Genomic DNA, 19,104 nt, shown 5'->3' on the forward strand with positions numbered 1-19,104 from the left:
CGGGAACTGGGGCTAACCGAAGAACACCTCGGCGACACCGTGGAACAACCCGGCGTCGACCGTCTTCAGCTCCTTCACCGCCTCGCCCAACGGAGCCCGCACTATCGCGTCTGCCCGCAATGCCACCATCTGCCCGAATGCACCGTCGTGCACCGCGTCGATGGCAGCTACGCCGAACCGGGTGGCGAGAACGCGATCGAACGCAGTCGGAGTACCACCCCGCTGTACATGGCCGAGGATGGTGACCCTGGTCTCGAATCCGGTCCGCTGCTCGATCTCTTCCGCCAGGACGTTCGCAATTCCGCCAAGCCGGGGATGCCCGAACTGGTCGACTTCCCTCGATGCGATCGTCATCGTTCCCTCGACGGGAACGGCGCCCTCCGCGACGACAACGATCGACGCATAACGACCCTTGGCGTGGCGTGCCTTCAGGTTCCGGCACACCTCGTCGATGTCGAAGGGCTCTTCAGGTATCAGAATCTCCGCGGCACCACCGGCGATACCCGCGTACGTCGCGATCCAACCCGCGTGCCGTCCCATGACTTCGCAGACGATCACACGGTCGTGAGATTCGGCCGTCGTGTGCAACCGGTCGATTGCGTCCGTTGCGATCTGGACGGCAGTGTGGAAGCCGAACGTGACCTCGGTGGCAGAGAGGTCGTTGTCTATGGTCTTGGGCACGCCAACGACCGAGACCCCTTCCTGGCTCAGCTTGTGCGCGACACCGAGAGTATCTTCGCCGCCGATCGCCACCAGGGCGTCGACTCTCTGCGAGCGAAGGGTGTCGAGAGCCTTCGCAACACCACCGTCGATCTTGTACGGATTGGTTCGCGAGGTGCCGAGGATCGTCCCACCGCGCGGAAGGATCCCACGGCAACGCTCGACGTCGAGAACGGTGGTCCGGTTCTCGATCACCCCTCGCCAGCCGTCGAGGAAACCGACGAACTCGTCTCCGTAACCCACCTCCCCCTTACGCACCACTGCGCGGATGACAGCGTTGAGGCCGGGGCAGTCACCGCCCCCGGTGAGAACTCCAACACGCATGCAAAGGTCCTCCTGTCTGGAGAGGGCGCCGGAGGCCGTTTGAACCGGACGGACGGTATCGGGCGCCGGCGGCCACCCGTGCACGCTACCTGCTCGTGCGACCCCCCGAGACCTGCCCGGGTGACTTGGGTCTGGTCGACTTGATGAGCATGCCGGCTTCCCGCTCGAAATCGGTCGCTCCGGAGAAACCCTTGTACACGCTGGCAAAACGCAGGTAAGCGACTTCGTCGATCGCGCGCAGTCTTTCGAGCACCGCGACTCCGATCTGCTGTGAGGAAACTTCGTGCCCGACCATCCGCAGCGCCTCCTCTACGTCAGCGGCGAGGCCCTCCATCTCTTCCTCGGTGACCGGTCGATTCTTGGATGCGGCGCGAATCCCTTCGACGATCTTGGCGCGTTCGAAAGGAACCCGTTCGCCGGATCGCTTCACGACGGTGAACGGCACTTCTTCGAGCCTCTCGTACGTCGTGAACCTCCGGCCACATGCGAGGCATTCACGGCGGCGCCGGATAGCGGCACCCTCCTCCGCGGCTCGCGAATCGACGACTTTGTCATCCACACTCGAGCAATGGGGGCAGCGCACCAATCGCGACCCTATCCCCCTGGGACTGCTTTACTGCAGGTGGCCGGCGATAGGTATGTTCAGCGACCAACCGGGATGTTCAGCCGCTCGCCGGCGTACAGGGGCCTGCCCCCCAGCTCTGCACTGATCCGATCGACGAGGGGCCTCACGTCGCCGTGCGGTTCCACGGCTTCGGCGATCGACCAGATCGTGTCTCCGGGACGCACGACCCAGGCCTGATCGTCGGCGAGCTGGCCGCCAGGCAGCGCACCGGTGGCAGCGAGGGGTCCACCACCGGTGCGGCCGAGCGCCGCCTGGACGGCGAGAGTTGCGACCATCAGGAAGAGGACGATGCCAACCAGCAGCGCCGCCGCCGCGATCCGCCTGCGGCGGTAGATCTCGAGCCGTATATTCCTGGGGTAATCGACCATTGCGGCCACCACGGCAGCTCCACCTTTCTGGCTAGTCGGGTCTGGCTAGTCGGTTTGGTCAGTCGGTCTGGCTGGTCGGACGAACGTTTGTTCCCCGCCATCCCATCACGAACGTCCGTTCGTTGTCAAGACCCTGCTTCGAACAAATGTTTGCCTTTCCTCGCCGGATGCTCTAACGTGAAATCTCGTGACGGATACCGAGTTGACCGGCAAGCGCAAGGAGATCCTGGATTTCATTGCGGAGCAGCTACGCGAACGGGGGTACCCGCCTTCCGTGCGGGAGATCGGGGAAGCCGTCGGGTTGACGTCTTCATCGACGGTCCACACCCATCTCACGACGCTTCAGCGCCAGGGATTCCTGAAGCGCGATCCCACCAAGCCCCGTGCGATCGTGGTCCGTTACGACGCCAACTCGGGAGCGGCCATCGAGCGCAGGCCGGCGCGTCACATCCCTCTGGTTGGCGACGTCGCCGCCGGAACCAACGTCATCGCGCAGGAGAACGTCGAGGAGCTGCTCCCGCTGCCGGAGGACTTCACCGGAGACGGCCAGCTTTTCATGCTTCGCGTCCGCGGTGACTCGATGATCGACGCAGGCATCTTCGACGGTGATTTCGTGGTGGTCCGCCAGCAGGAGGAAGCGAACAAGGGCGACGTCGTGGTCGCGGGGATTCCAGGCGAGGAGGCCACCGTCAAGACCTACGGCCGCAAGGGCAACAAGGTGGTCCTCAATCCTGCCAACCCCAGACTTTCGCCGATGGTCTTCGACCCTCGCGATATACGGATCTACGGAAAAGTGGTGACCGTACTCCGAAAGCTTTAGCGCAACGCTCGCCTTTGCGGCTAGCGGTTACAGCGTGCCGCCGTGCTCCCGCAGGACGTCGTTGAGCTTGGACTTGTCGTGCCGAGTTCCCGGGTCGAGTCTGCGGACAACAAGCACGCACGGAAGCCCGAACTCTCCACCGGGGTAGGCGCGCGTCCGGCTGGCTTGGACGGCCACACACCAGCTCGGCACGACACCACGAGAGAGCTCCTCCCCCGTCTCGGCGTCGATCACCGGGATGGTTCCGGTGAGGATGCATCCAGCCCCTAGCACGGTTCCCTCCCCGACCCGGGCCCCTTCGGCGACGATGCAGCGGCTGCCGATATAGCACTCGTCCCCCACGAACACGGGAGCCGCCTGAGGCGGTTCGAGGACTCCGCCTATTCCGACTCCTCCGGACAGGTGCGTGTTGCGACCGATCTGCGCGCAGCTGCCCACCGTCGCCCAGGTGTCGACCATCGTGCCGCTCCCCACGCGTGCCCCGATGTTGACGTAGCTGGGCATGAGTATCACGCCTGGTTGAAGGTAGCTGCCCCATCTTGCAGACGCACCGGGGAGCACTCTCACGCCCGCTTCCTCGTAACCCTTCTTCAACGGGATGCGGTCCGCGTACTCGAAGGGTCCGAGCTCGATCGTCTCCATCCCGGACACCCTGAACAGAAGCAGGATCGCCAGTTTCAGCCAGTCGTGGACAACCGGCTCGCCGTCAGGCCCGAGCTCGGCGACGCGCGCCTCACCATTGTCGAGCAAGTCGATCGCGTCGCGCACAACCGTCGCGGCTTCGCCGTCGGACGGGCTCAAACTTTCCCTTCGTTCCCACAACTCGCGTATCTCAGATTCGAGGTCGGCCACGGGCCTTCAATCTAAAGGCCGAGGCGGTTCGCGACCAGTTGCAGGCGCTCCAGCGGCGCAACCATCGCGAGCCGCACATAACCCGCGCCGCCGGCCCCGTAGAACGAACCGGGGGACACGAGCACCCCTGCATGCTCAGCCAGCCACCGCGTCCAAGCCCACTCGTCGCGCGAAGGCGCACCCACCCAGAGGTAGAAACCGCCTTCTGGCAATCGGGCCTCGACGCCCAACCCGGAAAGGACGTGCGCAAAGAACTCGAGACGCTCGCGGTAGCGGCTCCGCTGGAGCTCGACATGGTCTTGGTCGCCAAGCGCTGCCGTCGCCGCCCGTTGAACCGGCCCGGGGACCATCAACCCGGCGTGCTTTCTCACCTCTCGGAGGTAACCGACGAGATCAGGGTCGCCGGCGTACCAACCGACTCGCAGGCCCGCCATGTTGGACCGCTTGGACAACGAGTGAACCGCGACCACACCTTCGATGCCGTCCGGCCCGTCGCCGCAACCCAGAACTGTTCGAGGCTGACCATCCCAGGTGAACTCGGCGTAGCACTCGTCGCTGAAGACGGGAACGTTTTCTTCGAGACCCCATCTCGCGATCGCGGCGAGATCGTCTATCGAGCCGGCCGGGTTGGCGGGAGTGTTGGCCCAGAGCATCAGGGCCCGGCGCGCGTCGTCCTCGTCAATTGCGCCGACGTCGATCCGCCAGTGCGAATCGACTGGCACGGCAACCGGTCGGAGGCCGGCGAGCACCGCCCCCATTTCGTACGTGGGGTAAGAGACGGCGGGGTAGAGAACGGTGTCACGCTCCGGGTACCTGAGCTTCAACCATGCCGGCGTCGTCGCCACGAATTCCTTGGTGCCGACGCAGGCCGATATTGCCTCCAGAGGTACAGGCACGCCGAGCCTGTTCTTTGTCCACTGCTGAACCGCTTGACGCAGCTGGACGCTCCCTGCCGAAGCGGGGTAACCGCGAGATGCCCTGTCGTGATCGTCTCCGCCGTCGTTGAGTGCTGCGAGGACCTCGGCCGGCGGCGGATCCCCCGGGGTGCCGATCGAAAGATCGACGATCCCGCCTTCGTGGGCGGCGGCAATCTTCCGCGACTCCTCGAGGCGGTCGTAGGGGTACGCAGGAGGCTCGAACCTATGCTCCGCACCACGGCCCGTCATGCGGGGTTTGCCCCGTCGACGGCGAACTCCGAGAACCGTGCCGCCCCAGCCTCGTCCACCCTCACCCGCAACCGCGCGCCGGTCGCGTCGTGGGTCTCCACCAACACCTCGCCCTCGCGGTGCACCGCCGCGAGCACATCGCCCCTCTCGTACGGCACGACGAGGTCCATGACCTTGGCCGCGGCGCGGATGCGGTCCCCGAGCGCGACGAGAAGGTCCTCCAAACCTTCGGCGGTCAACGCGGATATCACCACCGAGCCCGGGTGGCGGTCCGCCAGACGCTTCGCTTCGGTCGTGACATCCGCCTTGTTGAACGCGAGGAGCTCGGGCACCTCGCCGGCGCCGATCTCACCCAGGACGGTTCGGACGGCCTCGATCTGAGCCTCGGGGTCCGGGCTCGCGCTGTCGACGACGTGAACGAGCAGGTCCGCCTCCTTCACCACCTCGAGAGTGGATCGGAACGCCTCGACGAGCTGGTGCGGCAACTTCCGGACGAAGCCGACGGTGTCTGACAACAACACCGACTCTCCCCCGGGCAACGCGAGCCTGCGCGTACGAGGATCGAGGGTTGCGAACAAACGGTCCTCCACCAAGACGCCCGCGTCGGTGAGCGTGTTCAGCAGCGTCGATTTACCGGCGTTGGTGTAGCCGACCAGCGAAACAGACGCCAGCCTGCTCTCTGCACGCGCCTTCCTCTGGAGCCGGCGCTGCTCGGTCAGCCGCCGAAGGTCGCTTTCCAGCCGGTTCATCCGCCTCACCAGCCGGCGCCGGTCGACCTCGAGCTGCGTCTCTCCGGGGCCTCTCGTGCCGATACCGCCGGCCTGCTGCGACAGCTGGAGGCCGCGACCCCGGAGGCGGGGCAGCCGGTACCGGATCTGGGCAAGCTCGACCTGCGCCTTGCCTTCTGGGGTCCTGGCGTTCTGGGCGAATATGTCGAGGATCACGGCAGTTCGGTCGATCGCGGTGCGGCCGAGGATCTTCTCGAGGTTGCGCGACTGCGCCGGGCTCAGCTCGTCGTCGAAGATGACGGTGTCGGCGTCGACGGACTCGGAGATGACGCGGAGCTCTGCCGCCTTGCCTTTCCCGACGAACGTGGCGGGGTCGGGGTGGTCACGCCGCTGCACCACCCGTGCGGCCTCGTCCGCGCCGGCGGTGTCGACCAGAAGGGCGAGCTCGTCGAGGTGCATCTCGGTCTCCTCGTCCGTCCCGGGGGGGACGGTGACGCCGACCAGGACGATCTTCTCCCTGAAGGCGCGTTCGATAAGGCTCAAGCGAGTCGCTCCCTCACCAGCGGACCAGGCAGGTGGCTATCCGTTCGCTCGGACCTGAAAGGAGCGCGGTTCCGTCGGCTCGCAACTCCACGGCTGCGGCGCCGCCCGGTTGGTGCACGGTCACCGCCGACCCGACACGGCCCCAGTGATGCACCGCGGCCGCAGCCGCGCACGACCCTGTGCCGCAGGCCTCGGTTTCTCCGACGCCGCGCTCCCAAACCCTCATGGTCACTTCGTCGGCTCCCGGACCCAGAGCGACGAACTCGACGTTGAGACCCGCCGGGTCGGTCCTTTCGAGCAACGGGCCGAGGGCCGCTACGTCGACCGTGGCCGGGTCCGGGCCGAGGACCACCAGGTGGGGGTTCCCGACATCGACCAGGAGCTGCCCCTGCCCGACGTTGCAACGCTCGGCCTCTCCCTGCACCTTCACGACGCCCATATCGACCGCGCCCCACGCCGAGCTGCCGCCGTTGCGCGTAATGGTCACCTCGCGCAAGCCCGCGGGAGTCGTGACGAGGAACGGCTCGCCTTCGGGGACCCATCCGTATTCGAGGGCCTCGTGAGCCAGGCACCGGATCCCGTTGCCGCTCATCTCCGCCTCGCTGCCGTCGGCGTTCCACAGACGGAAGCTCAGAACCGCCCCGCCGGCGCCCTCTATCGCTATCCGCCGGCCGGCTATCAGCCCGTCGGCGCCGATGCCGCGGTGCCGGTCGCACAAACGGCGCGCCAACTCCGGCCCGCCGGCGTCGAAATCCGGGGCCGGATCGAGCACCACCAGGAAGTCGTTGCCGACTCCGTGGAGCTTGGCGAGGGTGATTTCGGGGTCTCTCATTGCTCGTTCCATTGTCCCAGCAACTGGCCGATGACGGCGAACGGGTTGTTGGCCACCCCGAGCCAGACGATCCGCGGGTCCCGCCGCCACCACATCCGCTGGCGCCGGGCGAATGCCCTGGTTCGGCGCTTGGCCTCGGCGACGGCGCCGTCGAGTGACGTCCCGCGCTCGAGATGGTCGAGGATCTCCCGGTAGCCGAGCGCCTGCCTCGCAGTCCGCGAGAGCCCCGCCGGCGATGCCCTCAGCCGTTTGACCTCCTCGACCAGGCCGTGAGACACCATCCGGTCGAAGCGTGCGTCGATCCTGTCGCTCACCACCCTTCGGGGAAGCCAGATGCCTGCGAGTCTCCACGACGTGTTCGGGAATGCCTCCATTCCGGGTCCGAAGCTGGAAAAAGACCTCCCGCTGCCGATGGTCACCTCCAGAGCCCGGATCACCCGCCTCCTGTTCGTCGGTTCCATCCGGCCCGCGGCCACCGGGTCCAGCACCGAAAGGCGGGCGTGGAGCTCTTCGGTGTCGGTTTCCTGTTCGAGTTCGGCTTTGACCTCGGGGTACAGACCCGGCGGCTGCAGGCCGTCGACGACCGCCTGGAAGTACAACCCGGTGCCACCGACGAGCAACGCTCGGCGGCCTCTCCCTTCGATGCCAGCGATCGTTCGTCGAGCCTCCGCCGCCCAGCGCGCGACACTCCACTGTTCAGACGGGTCGGCGATATCGAGAAGGTGATGTGCTACGTCACGGCGCTGCTCTGGCGTCGGTTTGGCGGTGCCGACGTCCATGCCGCGATACACCTGCATGGAATCAACCGTGACGATTTCGACATCACCGAGACGGCGAGCGACCTCGACGGCGATTTCCGACTTGCCGCTAGCGGTGCAACCCACCAAAGCGAGATGCCTTGGCGATGATCGGTTCAGCCGGCCACCACGGGAATGCGCGTTTTGTGGGTCGGCCTCCCGGTCACCTCGACGAGTTCGCCGATGAGGAAGTGAGGCGCTGCCCTTGTAATCAGGACGTCCGCCCAAGTTCCGGCCGGAAGGGCGCCGGGCTCCGCCGGGAGGTGAACAAGCTTTCCCTGTCCCGTGCGGCCGGTAACGTTGCCGGGATTGCGCTTCGACGGGCCCTCGACCAGGACCTCCTCGACCCGTCCGACACGATCCCGGTGCGCTTTCAGAGCGCTGCGCTCCACGACGATCCGCAGCCTCTCGAATCGCTCTCCGCACACATCCGCCGGCACCATGTGGTCGGTCATCCCGGCCGCCTCGGTCCCGGGCCGCGGCGAGTAGATAAACGTGTACGCGCTGTCGTAGCGCGCCTCGGCCGCCACCTCGAGCGTCTGTCTGAAATCGTTCTCCGTCTCACCGGGAAAACCGACGATGATGTCCGTCGTCACCGCCAGATCCTCGATGGCGGCCCTCGCGTCGTGCAGGCGTTCGAGATAGCGCTCGGCCGTGTAGCCACGGTGCATGCGTGCCAGCACCCCGTCGCTACCTGATTGGAGCGGCAGGTGCAGCTGGGGGCAGACGGCCGGTTCGCTGGCCATCACCTCGATGGTCTCCGGCCGCAGATCCTTCGGGTGCGGGCTGGTGAACCGGACTCGCCTGATTCCGTCCACCCTCCCGACCGCTTGGAGCAGGTCGGCGAAGAGCGGCCTAGCCCTCGGGCGATCCGCTGAGGCCCAATTCCCGCCCGCGAGCTCGGCGGCGTCGCGCCAGTCCGGCCGGGTCCTCAGCTGGGTGGTGATGTCGCGGCCGTACGAGTTGACGTTTTGGCCGAGCAACGTCACCTCGACGGTGCCTTTCTCGGCGATGGCCCGGACTTCTTCGACGATCTCGGCGAACGGTCGGCTCACCTCTGGACCACGGACCGAGGGCACGATGCAGAAGGCGCAGCTGTTGTCGCAGCCAATCTGGATGGTGACCCAGGCCGCCCACGCCTGCCCGGGCCGCACGGGCATCGCCGAGGGGAAGTCGTCGCCGGTGAGATCGTCGCTCCGGCCGTCCAGGATCTCCAGCACCGGAGTTCCGCTCGCGCTGGCCGCGGCGAGGAGCTGCGTTGCCCTGCTCACGTTGTGGGTGCCCCACACCGCGTCGACCCATGGCGCACGCTGCTGGATGAGCTCGCGGTCCTTCTGAGCCAGGCATCCGCCCACCGCGATCTGCAGGCCTGGACGGTCGTCCTTCAGGGACTTCAGGTGGCCGAGGTTCCCGTACAGCTTGTTGTCGGCGTTCTCCCGGATGCAGCAGGTGTTGAGAACGACCACGTCGGCGTCGTCAAGCCCGGACGCGGGCACCATGCCGTCCGACTCGAGCAGGCCGGCGATGCGCTGCGAGTCGTGCTCGTTCATCTGGCAGCCGAAGGTGCGGACCAGATAGCGGCGAGGCGGAACTTCGGGCACCCCCTGATTCTAAGAGGGCGGGTGGCCGCCGCTCGGGCGCAGGCGGTGCCCCTATCTGGGCTCGGGTGCCTCTATCTGCGCTGCGGTGCGCTAGGCGGGCGAGGTTGCGGGAGCGGTGGCCGGTGCCGGCATCCCTGTGTCCGTGCCGCGGGCATCGACCGGCGGCCGGCTCGGTTGCGCTTGGCCGGTCCCTCGCTCGCTCGTACCGGCGGTCTGAGCCGGTGCTTGCTCCCCAACCGGGCGCGCCGCGAACTTCTCGACGAGCAACCGGATGGCGGTGCGCTCCTCTCCGTCGATCTCTATGTCTGCGAAGGTGGGCCGGCAGGCGAGGTCCATACCGGTATTCGCGACGTAGCTGCGAGCGATCGCGAGCGCCTTCACCGCTTGGTTGAGGGCACCGGCACCGACTACCTGCATCTCCACCGACCCCGCTCCCCTGACTACGCCGGCGAGCGCTCCGGCCACCGAGTTGGGATTGGACTTACTGGACACCTTGAGGACTTCGACCACCGGTGACTCCCCGCTGCCGTGCAACCCTTAGCCCGGTACCGATACCGGGAGGCCTGCGGATTTCAGAAAGCGATTCGACAGGAGTAACACGGATCCTGCAGAAGATCACGCAAATTCGGACTTTTCGGAGAAAGGTGAGGCAAATGTCCGATTCTGGGCTAAACACCTCGTCTCCGGACGAGCCCGGTATCAAACAACGCATCTGCGTCAGTCCCCTCCGGGAAAACTGACTCACCTGCGTTGTCTTTACCGGACTTCGCCCCCTCCGAACCGCTTAGCCCGCCCGGGCGGAGGACTGGCGCCGCGCATCGGCCGGGTCCGTTTTCTGCGAAGCAGGACGACCCGGACGTTGCGATGGCGATAGTCCTCGACGCCCGGCGTCGAGGTGTATCAGTCGTCGAGGCTGATCGGCTCGTCGTCGGCCGGGTCGGCACCGATGGGGACGTCCAGCGGTTGGTCGCCCATGCCTACCTGCTGACGGACCTTCTCGGAGATCTCGATCATCAGCTCGAGGTTGGAGCCAATGAACGCCTTGGCGTTCTCCCGGCCCTGTCCGAGCTGCTCGCCTTCGTAGGTGTACCAGGCACCCGACTTCTTGACGATCCCGAGGTCGACAGCCACATCGAGCATGGATCCCTCGCGGCTGATCCCCTTGCTGTACATGATGTCGAACTCCGCTTGGCGGAATGGGGGCGCTGTCTTGTTCTTCACGACCTTGACGCGTGTCCGGTTGCCGATGACTTCTGCCCCGTCCTTGATCGATTCCACGCGGCGGATGTCCAGACGCACCGAGGAATAGAACTTCAATGCCCGCCCGCCCGGGGTGACCTCAGGCGAGCCGTAGATGACCCCGACCTTCTCTCGCAACTGGTTGATGAAGATCGCGATGGTCTTGGACTTGCTGAGGGTGCCGGTCAGCTTGCGGAGGGCCTGCGACATCAGCCGGGCCTGAAGGCCGACGTGGGTATCTCCCATGTCACCTTCGATCTCGGCGCGCGGGGTGAGCGCAGCAACTGAGTCGATGACTATGACGTCGAGGGCTCCGGACCGGATCAGCATGTCGGCGATCTCGAGCGCCTGCTCGCCGGTGTCGGGCTGGGAGATGAGAAGATCGTCGACGTTGACCCCGATCGCCTTGGCGTATACCGGATCCATTGCGTGCTCGGCGTCGATGTAGGCGCAGATCCCACCGTTGCGTTGCGCTTCGGCTACGACGTGCATGGCCAGCGTCGACTTACCCGAGGACTCGGGACCGTAGATCTCGACTATCCGCCCGCGAGGCAGGCCCCCGATACCGAGGGCGATGTCAAGGGAAAGGGCGCCGGTCGGTATCGCTTCGATTTCCATGTTGACGTTCTCGCCCATCCGCATGATGGCGCCCTTGCCGAACTGCTTCTCTATCTGCCCCATTGCCATCTCTAGGGCCTTGTCTCGCTCCACCGGAATGCCTTCCTCTCGCCTCGTTGTCGGTACGGGGGCTCACCCTACGAACGGGGTGTGACGGCTTACAGCCGTGTTGTTTTCACGAGTGTAGAGCCGAACAGGTGTTCGGAGGTGGATGCCCCCTCGGCCGTCAGCCCTCGCCTCCTGCCGCTCTCCCGGAGTGTCTCGCAAGAGCGCCTTGGCCGCTTCAACCCTCCCCTTTTTCAGGTACAAATCGTTTCTGCGGGACAGGGCAACCGGATGAGGGTCGCGATTGCACCGCAGAAGCCATATGTCCCGCAAAAACACAAGAGCCCGAGCGAATCGTCAGCGTGACCGCCTAAACGTCGAAACGCGAAACGTGAAACGTGAACCGGAGTCAGATATCGGCGTCAGCGGCTTCCGGCCTCTGCGCCTGACCCGCCACAGGAAGCGAATCGAACGCCGCCGGAGGGTCACGCCAGAGGGGTCTGTCACCTCCGTCGAGCCCCGCAGCCGCAGCCTGGATCGCACGCCAGACCCGTTCGGGAGTGCACGGCATGGCGACATGACGCACACCCAGATGCGAGAGTGCGTCCACGACGGCGTTGTGCACGGCAGGAGTGGAACCGATGGTCCCGGACTCGCCTATGCCTTTCGCGCCGAGGGGGTTGCGCGGCGTAGGCGTCTCGACGTTTTCGGTTTCGAAGGAAGGAAACTCGGCGGCGCTGGGCATCGCGTAATCGGCGAGATTCGCAGTGAGCGGGTTCCCATCCGCATCGAAGACAACCTGCTCCCACAATGCCTGCGCGACTCCCTGCGCGATCCCCCCGTGCTGCTGGCCGGTGACAAGCAACGGATTGAGGACTCGTCCGCAGTCGTCGACTGCGATGTGGCGAAGCGGCCTCACCAAGCCGGTCTCGGTGTCGACCTCGACCACCGACACGTGCGCGCCGGAAGGAAAGGTCGCGCCTCCCTGGTTGAAATCGATCGCCGCAGCGAGCGGACCAAGGTCAGAGTCCCCGGAGTCCCCAGAGTCGCTGGAATCGCCGGCATCGCCGGAATCGCCGGCATCGCCGGCATCGCCAGGATCGCCGGCATCGCCGGCAGCCGACTCCGCCAGTTCGGCCAACCGCGCCCACGTGAGCGCGGTTGACGGCACGCCGGCCACACCGACGCGGCCATCGTCGTGCACCACGATGTCGTCGGAGCTCGCCTCGAGCTCGGCCGCCGCGAGGGCTTTCGCTTTTTCAAGGACGGCTTCCGCGGCGGACAACACCGCGCTCCCGCCCACTTGCAGCGAGCGGGACCCGCCGGTACCACCACCTCGCGGTACTTGCGCGGTGTCGGATTGCACGAAACGGATCGAGTCGATGGGTATGCCGAGGCGGTCCGAGACGATCATCGCAAAGGCGGTGGCGTGCCCTTGACCGTGCGCGGACGTTCCGACGCGGATCGTCGCCCAGCCGTCGCGGTCGATCTCGACCGACCCGTATTCCTGGGCACCGCCACCCGCGGTTATCTCGACATATACCGACACGCCAATTCCCAACTGCCACCGGTCGCCGCGACGGCGTCGCTCGTCCTGCTCGGATCTGAGCTGCTCGTAGCCGGCGAGGCGGACGACTTCGTCTAGCGCTTTGCCGTAGTCGCCGTTGTCGTAGGTCGTCCCCATCACGGTCGTGAGCGGATCTTCGAACGCGGGGAGCAAGTTGCGCCGGCGGAGCTCGACCGGATCGATGTCGAGTTCGTCGGCGGCGATGTCCATGATCCGTTCGAGCATCTCGGCCGCTTCGGGACGGCCAGCGCCTCTGAAAGCTCCCATCGGTGTCGTGTTGGTGACCGCGACCGCCACGTTGTACTCGATGATGGGGATGTCGTAGACGCCCTGAGCCATCATGCGCGTCGGCCCTATGGCGAGCGCGCCCCCGAAGCCGGCGTAGGCACCTGCGTCGCCGAGGACGCAGCACCTCATCCCGGTGATGGTGCCGGCCTCACGAAAACCGACCTCCACCCACTGAATCTGCCCGCGCCCGTGGGGCATGGCTACGAGGTTCTCTGAGCGACCTTCGATCCACGCGATCGGGCGAGCCAGGCGAAGCGCCGCAGCCATCACCACGGCGTGCTCGGCGATGACACCCGCCTTGCCCCCGAACCCTCCACCTACGTGAGGGGCGACGACGCGCATCCGCTCGGAATCAACGCCGATGATCTTGGAAGCCATGCGCGCAAAGAGATGCGGCATCTGGGTTGAAACGTAGACGGTGAGGTCATGGGCGCTGCCGGGCTCGGATGTGTCGTGCGGGATCGCCGCGATTGCGTTCCCCTCCATCGGCAGGACTGCAATCCGCTGATTCTCGAGTTGGGCGCGCACGACCCGTGCCGCGCCCTCGAACGGGGTGGTGCCCTCGGGCACAGCGCCTTTCATGCCGGCGACGACGTTGCTGCCGATCTCTTCGAATTGCAGCGGTGCGCCGGGGGCGACCGCGGCTTCCACATCGGCCACGGCCGGCAGCGGGTCGTAGTCGACGATCACGTGCTCGGCGGCGTCGAGGGCGGCGGTTTCGTTTTCGGCGATGAGGATCGCAACGGGCTCCCCTGCGAACCGGACCTTGCCGTCGGCGAGGGGAGGGCGGGCGCATGCCGGGTTCAACACCATGAACCCGTGGAAAGGCGCGATGTCGAGATCGGCTGAGGTGAATACCGCGATGACCCCGGGCGACTTCGCAGCCTCGGCGGTATCGATTCCCGTGATGCGCGCGTGTGCGATCGGCGAACGAACGAAGACCGCTCGGGCCATCCCCTCGACGCGGAGGTTGGCGATGAACGTCGCGCGCCCGGTGAGGAGTTCGGGGTCTTCGACGCGACGGACGCGGGTTCCGAGAAGGGAGCCGGGCATGTTGGCAAGCTACCCGGCGATGCGGGGTGCTGGTGTGTGTTCTTCGGAGGGCGAGCCCTAGAACCGCCAGCGTTCGATGACCTCGTAGCGCGCGCCGTGCGGGTGCAGCGTGCTGTTAACGAGGGTCACCTCGTCGACGTTCCAGGTCGACTTGATGGCCGGGGCCGGCAAATCTCGCAGCGCCGAAGGCCGCTTCGCGCGCGCAAGGGTCAAATGACCGGTAAACGGCCTCTCGGGCTGAGCGGGACCTGTTTCGCCGTCGGCGTCGGCGTCGGCTTCGGCGTCTGCGTCGGCGTCTGCGACTGCGTCTGCGTCGCCGCCACCACCCGCGCCCACCAGTCTGTCCACCGCCGCAGCGAGCAGCTCCAACCCGGCGACCGGGAGCATCCATACGCCGCTTCCCAATCTCTTCGGTCCCGGGCCGGCGACGGCAACGACTGGTCGGGCGACCACCGAAGCCGGCACTGCAGCCAGGCGATCCAGGCTCCCGACCAAGGGTTCGACCTCGTCCTCGGCCACAGAACCCAGAAAACGCAACGTCACGTGCCACTGGTCCCTCGTCGTCCAGCGGAGACCCGGCACCTTGGGACGTTCGAGACCGGCCAGTTTGTCCAGCAACTCTGCCGGAGGCCACACCGCGACGAACAGCCGGCGGCGCGCCGGCACTTCAGCCCTCCGCCGAACCCAGAAGCGTGCGCCTCAACCAGTCGAGGGCCGAGATGGTGGCGATCTGGCGGATCTGATCACGGTCGCCGGCGAGACGAAGCAGCCGTGCCTCGTCGGAAACAGCGGGCATGTGCATGCCGATCCACACCGTCCCGACCGGCTGGCCGTCCTGCTCCGTCGGGCCGGCCACACCTGTGAGCGACAGCCCGACGTCGGCCCCGAGCGCGGCGGCAGCGCCGGCGGCCATTCCTAGAGCCGTCTCCTCGCTGACCGCAGGAGCGTCTCCGACGCCCAGCAACTTCCGCTTGGCCTCGGTTGCGTAAGCGACGATCGAGCCGCGGAACCAGTCGCTGGCACCGGGCACGGCGGTCAACCGGCTGCCGACCAGGCCGCCGGTCAAAGACTCCGCGACCCCCAGGGTCAGACCGCGTTCGGTCAGCAGCATGCCGACCGCCGCTTCCATCGTCTCGTCGTCGACCCCGAAAACGACCGGGCCCAGCAGCCGCCGCACCTCCCCCTCTTCGGCAGAGATCGCGGCTTCGGCAGCCTCCTCCGTCGAGGCCTTGGTGGTAATCCGGACCTTGATGCCCTCTATCCCGCTCGCGAGAAACGCGATCGTCGGAACCACACCGCCGGCAGCGGCGGCCGCGTCAAGCGCGGTCAGCCGGGGCGCAAGCACCTCCGCCAGAGTCGACTCGGCCATCCCCCACGTGCGGAGTGTTCGGCTCTCGATGGTCGCCCGCACCCCCGACAACGACACCAGATCCGGAACCACCGCCCGCTCCACCATCTCGCGCATCTCTCCCGGCACCCCGGGAACCGCGTATATGGTCCGGTCACCGAGCCGGCAGATCAATCCCGGAGCGGTGCCCCGAACCTGCGGGATGATGGTCGCGCCTCGCGGCACCTCGGCTTGGCGAAGGTTGTTCAGCGCCATGCCCCGTCCCCGGCTCGAGAACATCGCCTCGATCCGCGCCGCAATCTCCTCGTTCAGCTCGAGCGGGACGCCGAGCACCTCCGCGATCGCCTCGCGGGTGATGTCGTCCTGCGTCGGCCCCAAGCCGCCGCAGCAGATGACCGCATCGCTTCGCGCCAGCGCCTGCCGGATCGCAGTGACGATACGGGGCTGGTTGTCACCCACCTTCGCCTGGAAGTGGCAGTCGATCCCGGCAGCGGCGAGCTGCTCACCTATCCACGCAGAGTTCGTGTCCACCACCTGCCCGAGCAGCAGCTCGGTGCCAACGGCGAGGACCTCGCACCTCACGCTCAGACCTCCACGGCAGCCTCGACAGGCGGCATCTCGGCGGGCCTGCGGCTGTCCATGAAGTACTGGGCCCCGCTGATCAACGCCAGCGCCACCGACACCCATAGCAGTGACTCGCCGATCCACCTGTCATGCAGACCGGTCGCGGGAAGGAGGATGAAACCGACTGCTGCGTCCTGCGCGGCCGTTTTCATCTTCGCAAGCGGCCTCGCCGGCACGGACACGCCGGCGCGCGCGACAGACGATCGGTACAGGCTTACCGCGACCTCGCGGAAGCCGATGATCGTCACAGGGATCCAGCTGGCCAGCCCCGCTACAGCCAATGCGGCGAGAGCGCCCAGCACGAGCACCTTGTCCGCCAACGGATCGAGGAACGCACCCGAGGTCGTCGCCCCTTGGCGGCGGGCGATCCAGCCGTCCAGAAAGTCCGTGCTGGCGACGATGATCCAAGCTGCAGCGGCGACCCAGGAGATCCCGAAGTGCACGACGAGGACGAGCAGCGGCGGCGTGGCGAGAAGCCGGCTGGCGGTGACCGCGTTGGCGGGTGTCGCGAGCGCGGACGACTCGAACTTCCCGGCGACCTTGGTCGCCATCAGAGCGCTCCCGCTCGGACCGGTTCAGCGTCGAGGTCGGGCCCCTCCGCTGCTGTCACGACCACGTCCGTCCACGTGCCGGGCGCCAGGTCCATAGGTACCCGCACCACGCCGTCGATCTCCGGTGCTTCCCGGTGGCTTCGGGCAGATCCCGCTTCGTCCACGAGAACCCTGACGGTCGTACCGACAAGGGACTGCCTCCGGCGGGCGGTGATCTCGTCCTGCAGCTCGGAGGCCTCGGTCAGCCGCTCGGCGGCGATCTGTGCAGGAACCTGGCCCGGCAGCGCCGCGGCGTAGGTGCCTTCCTCCTTGGAAAAAGGGAAGAACCCCGCCCAGTCGAGCTCCGCTTGCTCGAGGAACGCGAGCAGCTGGTCGTGGTCTTCTTCCGTCTCGCCGGGATAGCCGACAATGAACGACGAGCGAAACGTCGCGTCGGGATGGGTTCGCCGGATCTGCTCGATGCGCGATAGGAAGCGCTCGCCGTCACCCCATCGACGCATTTTCCGCATCAACGGGCGCGACACGTGCTGCAACGACAGATCGAAGTACGGGCACCCGGTTTCGCCCATCGTGTTGATCAGACCGTCGTCGAGCTCAGATGGATACAAGTACAGCAGCCGCACCCTGCTCACGCGTTCGGTCACGGAGCGAACGAGCGGCTCGATGAGCCGGCGCCGGCGGGTACCCGGAAGGTCTCGCCCGTACGAGGCGAGATCTTGCGCCACGAGCACGACCTCCTCGACGCCGAGCCTGTCGACCTCGGCCAGGATGTCGTCGAGTTGGCGGGAGCGCTGGCGCCCCCGGAAGGACGGGATCGCGCAGAACCCGCAGTTGCGGTCACACCCCTCGGCGACCTTCACGTACGCCCACGGGGCCGACGCCTTGGGGCGCGGGAGGTTGAGCAGGTCGAACGAAGGGAGCTCAGGGCCCGGGGGTCCGTTGCCCTTACGGCGCAGCGTCACCGGAACACCGAAGCCGGCCACCAGATCGACTTCGGGGAGCGCTTCGGCGACCTCCTGCCCGTAGCGCTCGGCCATGCAGCCGGTCACCACCAACCTGGCACCGGCACGGCGCGATTCGGAAAGGGCGAGGATCGTGTCGACCGACTCCTGCCTCGCCTCCTCGATGAAGGCGCAGGTGTTGACGACGACCAGGTCGGCGGCTTCGGCTGAGCCGGCCCGCGCGTAACCCTCAGCTTCGAGTGTGCCGGCCAGCTTGTCGGAATCGACCTGGTTCTTCGGGCACCCCAGGGTCTCGAGCCAGTACCGCACCGGGCGAGTCTAGGGGGAAGCCGTGGGCGCCGGGCCGGGGGGCCCGGCGCCCACTAATCATTTCTTCCCGCCGAGCATCCTGTTCATCTTGGTGCCGCAGACAGGGCAGGTTCCCTGAGCCGCGGGGCGGCCATTGGCCAGAGTCACTTCCTGGCCTTCGAACTGACGCTTCTCTTTGCACTTGACGCAGTAGCCCTCGTAGGTGGCCATACCGGTCCCTCCTGGGTCGCTGATGGATCCCGACCACGCTACTCACTGGTTCTGTGCGAAACGGTGACCCCCCCTATGTCCGGCTCCAGGACCCATGCGTTTCCAGTGATTTTCATATCATTCATCAGCTGCTTTGCAGCGCTGGCGACCCGCTCGGAGCCGCCCGGGCCGCACACCGCGAGCAGCGAGGGGCCCGCTCCGGACCAGCACGACATCAGCGCCCCAGCGTCCCGTAACCCCGAAAGCAGCGCCGGCGACTCGGGGAACGACGACGTGCGCGCGTCCTGGTGCAGCCGGTCCTCTCCTGCTGCGGGAATCAGTTCGTTGCGGTCGGCCATCCCGGCTATGAGCAGTCCCATGCGCCCGAGGTTGAACACTGCGTCCGAATGCGACACCTGATCCGCAAGCGCAGCACGCGCTTCTGTCGTCAGAAGCTGGCGCTCTGGAACGACGACGACGAACTCGAGTTGCGAATCCAGTCGAAGTTTGCGGACGACAGGCCGCCCGTTGACGGTCGTTGCCGTCACGAACCCGCCGAACGCGGATGCCGCAGCGTTCTCCGGGTGACCGTCTACCGCGGCGCCCCACGAGAACGGATCCTCTGCGCCTGCTGCCGCGGCCGCGGCGACCGCGAGCGCGGCCGATGAACCCAGGCCACGTCCGACAGGGATGTCGGAATGCACCTCGATCCTCAGCCGATCGTGTCCCGCGACGCGGGTTGCGACTGTGGCGGCGAGATGGCTCGCGTCAGCCGGGTGCTCGGCTCCGCAACCGCTCGTGCGCACTTCCAACCGGTCCGCGGGCTCAACCGACACCTCGACGTAGAGCGCCAGCGCAAGCGCAAGCGTGTCGAATCCAGGGCCCAGGTTCGCGGACGAGGCGGGGGCGCGGGCTTTCATCGGTGGGCGAAGCTA

Annotated in this window: 18 protein-coding genes and 1 pseudogene; 1 reads left to right on the top strand and 18 read right to left on the bottom strand. The window is 66.7% G+C overall.

All coding sequences use genetic code 11. From position 1 onward, the window contains the following. Nucleotides 1-12: 12 nt before the first annotated feature. The 3 genes from VFZ97_07340 to VFZ97_07350 all read right to left on the bottom strand — a co-directional run bounded on the left by VFZ97_07340 (nucleotide 13) and on the right by VFZ97_07350 (nucleotide 2,046). Entirely contained in the window at nucleotides 13-1,044 is a 1,032-nt protein-coding gene (locus VFZ97_07340) for an ATP-dependent 6-phosphofructokinase (protein HEX6393240.1), read from the bottom strand. An 85-nt stretch (nucleotides 1,045-1,129) separates the two neighbouring features. After that, complete coding sequence (gene nrdR / locus VFZ97_07345; protein HEX6393241.1) at nucleotides 1,130-1,627, bottom strand: transcriptional regulator NrdR; 498 nt, start codon at nucleotides 1,625-1,627, stop codon at nucleotides 1,130-1,132. 59 nt (nucleotides 1,628-1,686) lie between these two features. Next, a complete protein-coding gene (locus VFZ97_07350) occupies nucleotides 1,687-2,046 on the bottom strand; it encodes a LysM peptidoglycan-binding domain-containing protein (protein ID HEX6393242.1) in 360 nt (119 codons plus the stop codon). Nucleotides 2,047-2,224: 178 nt separating this feature from the next. Between VFZ97_07350 and lexA the strand changes: the two genes are divergently transcribed. Beyond that, complete coding sequence (gene lexA, locus VFZ97_07355; protein HEX6393243.1) at nucleotides 2,225-2,857, top strand: transcriptional repressor LexA; 633 nt, start codon at nucleotides 2,225-2,227, stop codon at nucleotides 2,855-2,857. A gap of 27 nt (nucleotides 2,858-2,884) precedes the next feature. Here the strand turns inward: lexA and VFZ97_07360 are convergent, their stop codons facing one another. The 15 genes and pseudogenes from VFZ97_07360 to thrB all read right to left on the bottom strand — a co-directional run bounded on the left by VFZ97_07360 (nucleotide 2,885) and on the right by thrB (nucleotide 19,089). Further along, on the bottom strand, nucleotides 2,885-3,709 hold the full coding sequence (locus tag VFZ97_07360) for a 2,3,4,5-tetrahydropyridine-2,6-dicarboxylate N-succinyltransferase (GenBank protein HEX6393244.1): 825 nt from the start codon (nucleotides 3,707-3,709) through the stop codon (nucleotides 2,885-2,887). Between the two features lie 11 nt (nucleotides 3,710-3,720). After that, on the bottom strand, nucleotides 3,721-4,875 hold the full coding sequence (locus tag VFZ97_07365) for a pyridoxal phosphate-dependent aminotransferase (protein HEX6393245.1): 1,155 nt from the start codon (nucleotides 4,873-4,875) through the stop codon (nucleotides 3,721-3,723). Further along, entirely contained in the window at nucleotides 4,872-6,146 is a 1,275-nt protein-coding gene (gene hflX, locus VFZ97_07370) for a GTPase HflX (protein ID HEX6393246.1), read from the bottom strand. The genes VFZ97_07365 and hflX overlap by 4 nt, the downstream gene beginning before the upstream one ends. Nucleotides 6,147-6,159: 13 nt before the next feature. Continuing rightward, complete coding sequence (dapF, locus tag VFZ97_07375; protein HEX6393247.1) at nucleotides 6,160-6,978, bottom strand: diaminopimelate epimerase; 819 nt, start codon at nucleotides 6,976-6,978, stop codon at nucleotides 6,160-6,162. Beyond that, nucleotides 6,975-7,862: a tRNA (adenosine(37)-N6)-dimethylallyltransferase MiaA gene (gene miaA / locus VFZ97_07380; GenBank protein ID HEX6393248.1), complete on the bottom strand. Its 888-nt coding sequence runs from the start codon at nucleotides 7,860-7,862 to the stop codon at nucleotides 6,975-6,977. Before miaA ends, dapF begins: the two co-directional genes overlap by 4 nt. Before the next feature lie 29 nt (nucleotides 7,863-7,891). Continuing rightward, the gene (gene miaB, locus VFZ97_07385) at nucleotides 7,892-9,376 is read right to left on the bottom strand and encodes a tRNA (N6-isopentenyl adenosine(37)-C2)-methylthiotransferase MiaB (protein ID HEX6393249.1); all 1,485 of its coding nucleotides are present in this window, start codon (nucleotides 9,374-9,376) and stop codon (nucleotides 7,892-7,894) included. Nucleotides 9,377-9,631: 255 nt separating this feature from the next. Then, nucleotides 9,632-9,886 (bottom strand): annotated as a pseudogene (locus VFZ97_07390) (stage V sporulation protein S). 390 nt (nucleotides 9,887-10,276) lie between these two features. Beyond that, entirely contained in the window at nucleotides 10,277-11,326 is a 1,050-nt protein-coding gene (recA, locus tag VFZ97_07395) for a recombinase RecA (GenBank protein ID HEX6393250.1), read from the bottom strand. Nucleotides 11,327-11,687: 361 nt separating this feature from the next. After that, the gene (locus VFZ97_07400; GenBank protein HEX6393251.1) at nucleotides 11,688-14,186 is read right to left on the bottom strand and encodes a xanthine dehydrogenase family protein molybdopterin-binding subunit; all 2,499 of its coding nucleotides are present in this window, start codon (nucleotides 14,184-14,186) and stop codon (nucleotides 11,688-11,690) included. 57 nt (nucleotides 14,187-14,243) lie between these two features. Next, nucleotides 14,244-14,852 carry a 2'-5' RNA ligase family protein gene (locus VFZ97_07405; GenBank protein HEX6393252.1) on the bottom strand — a complete coding sequence of 203 codons (609 nt, stop codon included), beginning with the start codon at nucleotides 14,850-14,852 and terminating at the stop codon, nucleotides 14,244-14,246. A 1-nt stretch (nucleotide 14,853) separates the two neighbouring features. After that, entirely contained in the window at nucleotides 14,854-16,116 is a 1,263-nt protein-coding gene (locus tag VFZ97_07410) for a competence/damage-inducible protein A (protein HEX6393253.1), read from the bottom strand. Nucleotides 16,117-16,118: 2 nt separating this feature from the next. Beyond that, nucleotides 16,119-16,709: a CDP-alcohol phosphatidyltransferase family protein gene (locus tag VFZ97_07415; protein ID HEX6393254.1), complete on the bottom strand. Its 591-nt coding sequence runs from the start codon at nucleotides 16,707-16,709 to the stop codon at nucleotides 16,119-16,121. After that, entirely contained in the window at nucleotides 16,709-17,980 is a 1,272-nt protein-coding gene (gene rimO, locus VFZ97_07420) for a 30S ribosomal protein S12 methylthiotransferase RimO (GenBank protein ID HEX6393255.1), read from the bottom strand. The genes VFZ97_07415 and rimO overlap by 1 nt, the downstream gene beginning before the upstream one ends. A gap of 57 nt (nucleotides 17,981-18,037) precedes the next feature. Further along, nucleotides 18,038-18,190 carry a DUF5679 domain-containing protein gene (locus VFZ97_07425; GenBank protein ID HEX6393256.1) on the bottom strand — a complete coding sequence of 51 codons (153 nt, stop codon included), beginning with the start codon at nucleotides 18,188-18,190 and terminating at the stop codon, nucleotides 18,038-18,040. Nucleotides 18,191-18,228: 38 nt separating this feature from the next. Further along, complete coding sequence (gene thrB, locus VFZ97_07430; GenBank protein HEX6393257.1) at nucleotides 18,229-19,089, bottom strand: homoserine kinase; 861 nt, start codon at nucleotides 19,087-19,089, stop codon at nucleotides 18,229-18,231. Nucleotides 19,090-19,104 lie beyond the last annotated feature (15 nt).

This window comes from Acidimicrobiales bacterium (assembly GCA_036378675.1).
Taxonomy (GTDB): Bacteria; Actinomycetota; Acidimicrobiia; order Acidimicrobiales; family Palsa-688; genus DASUWA01.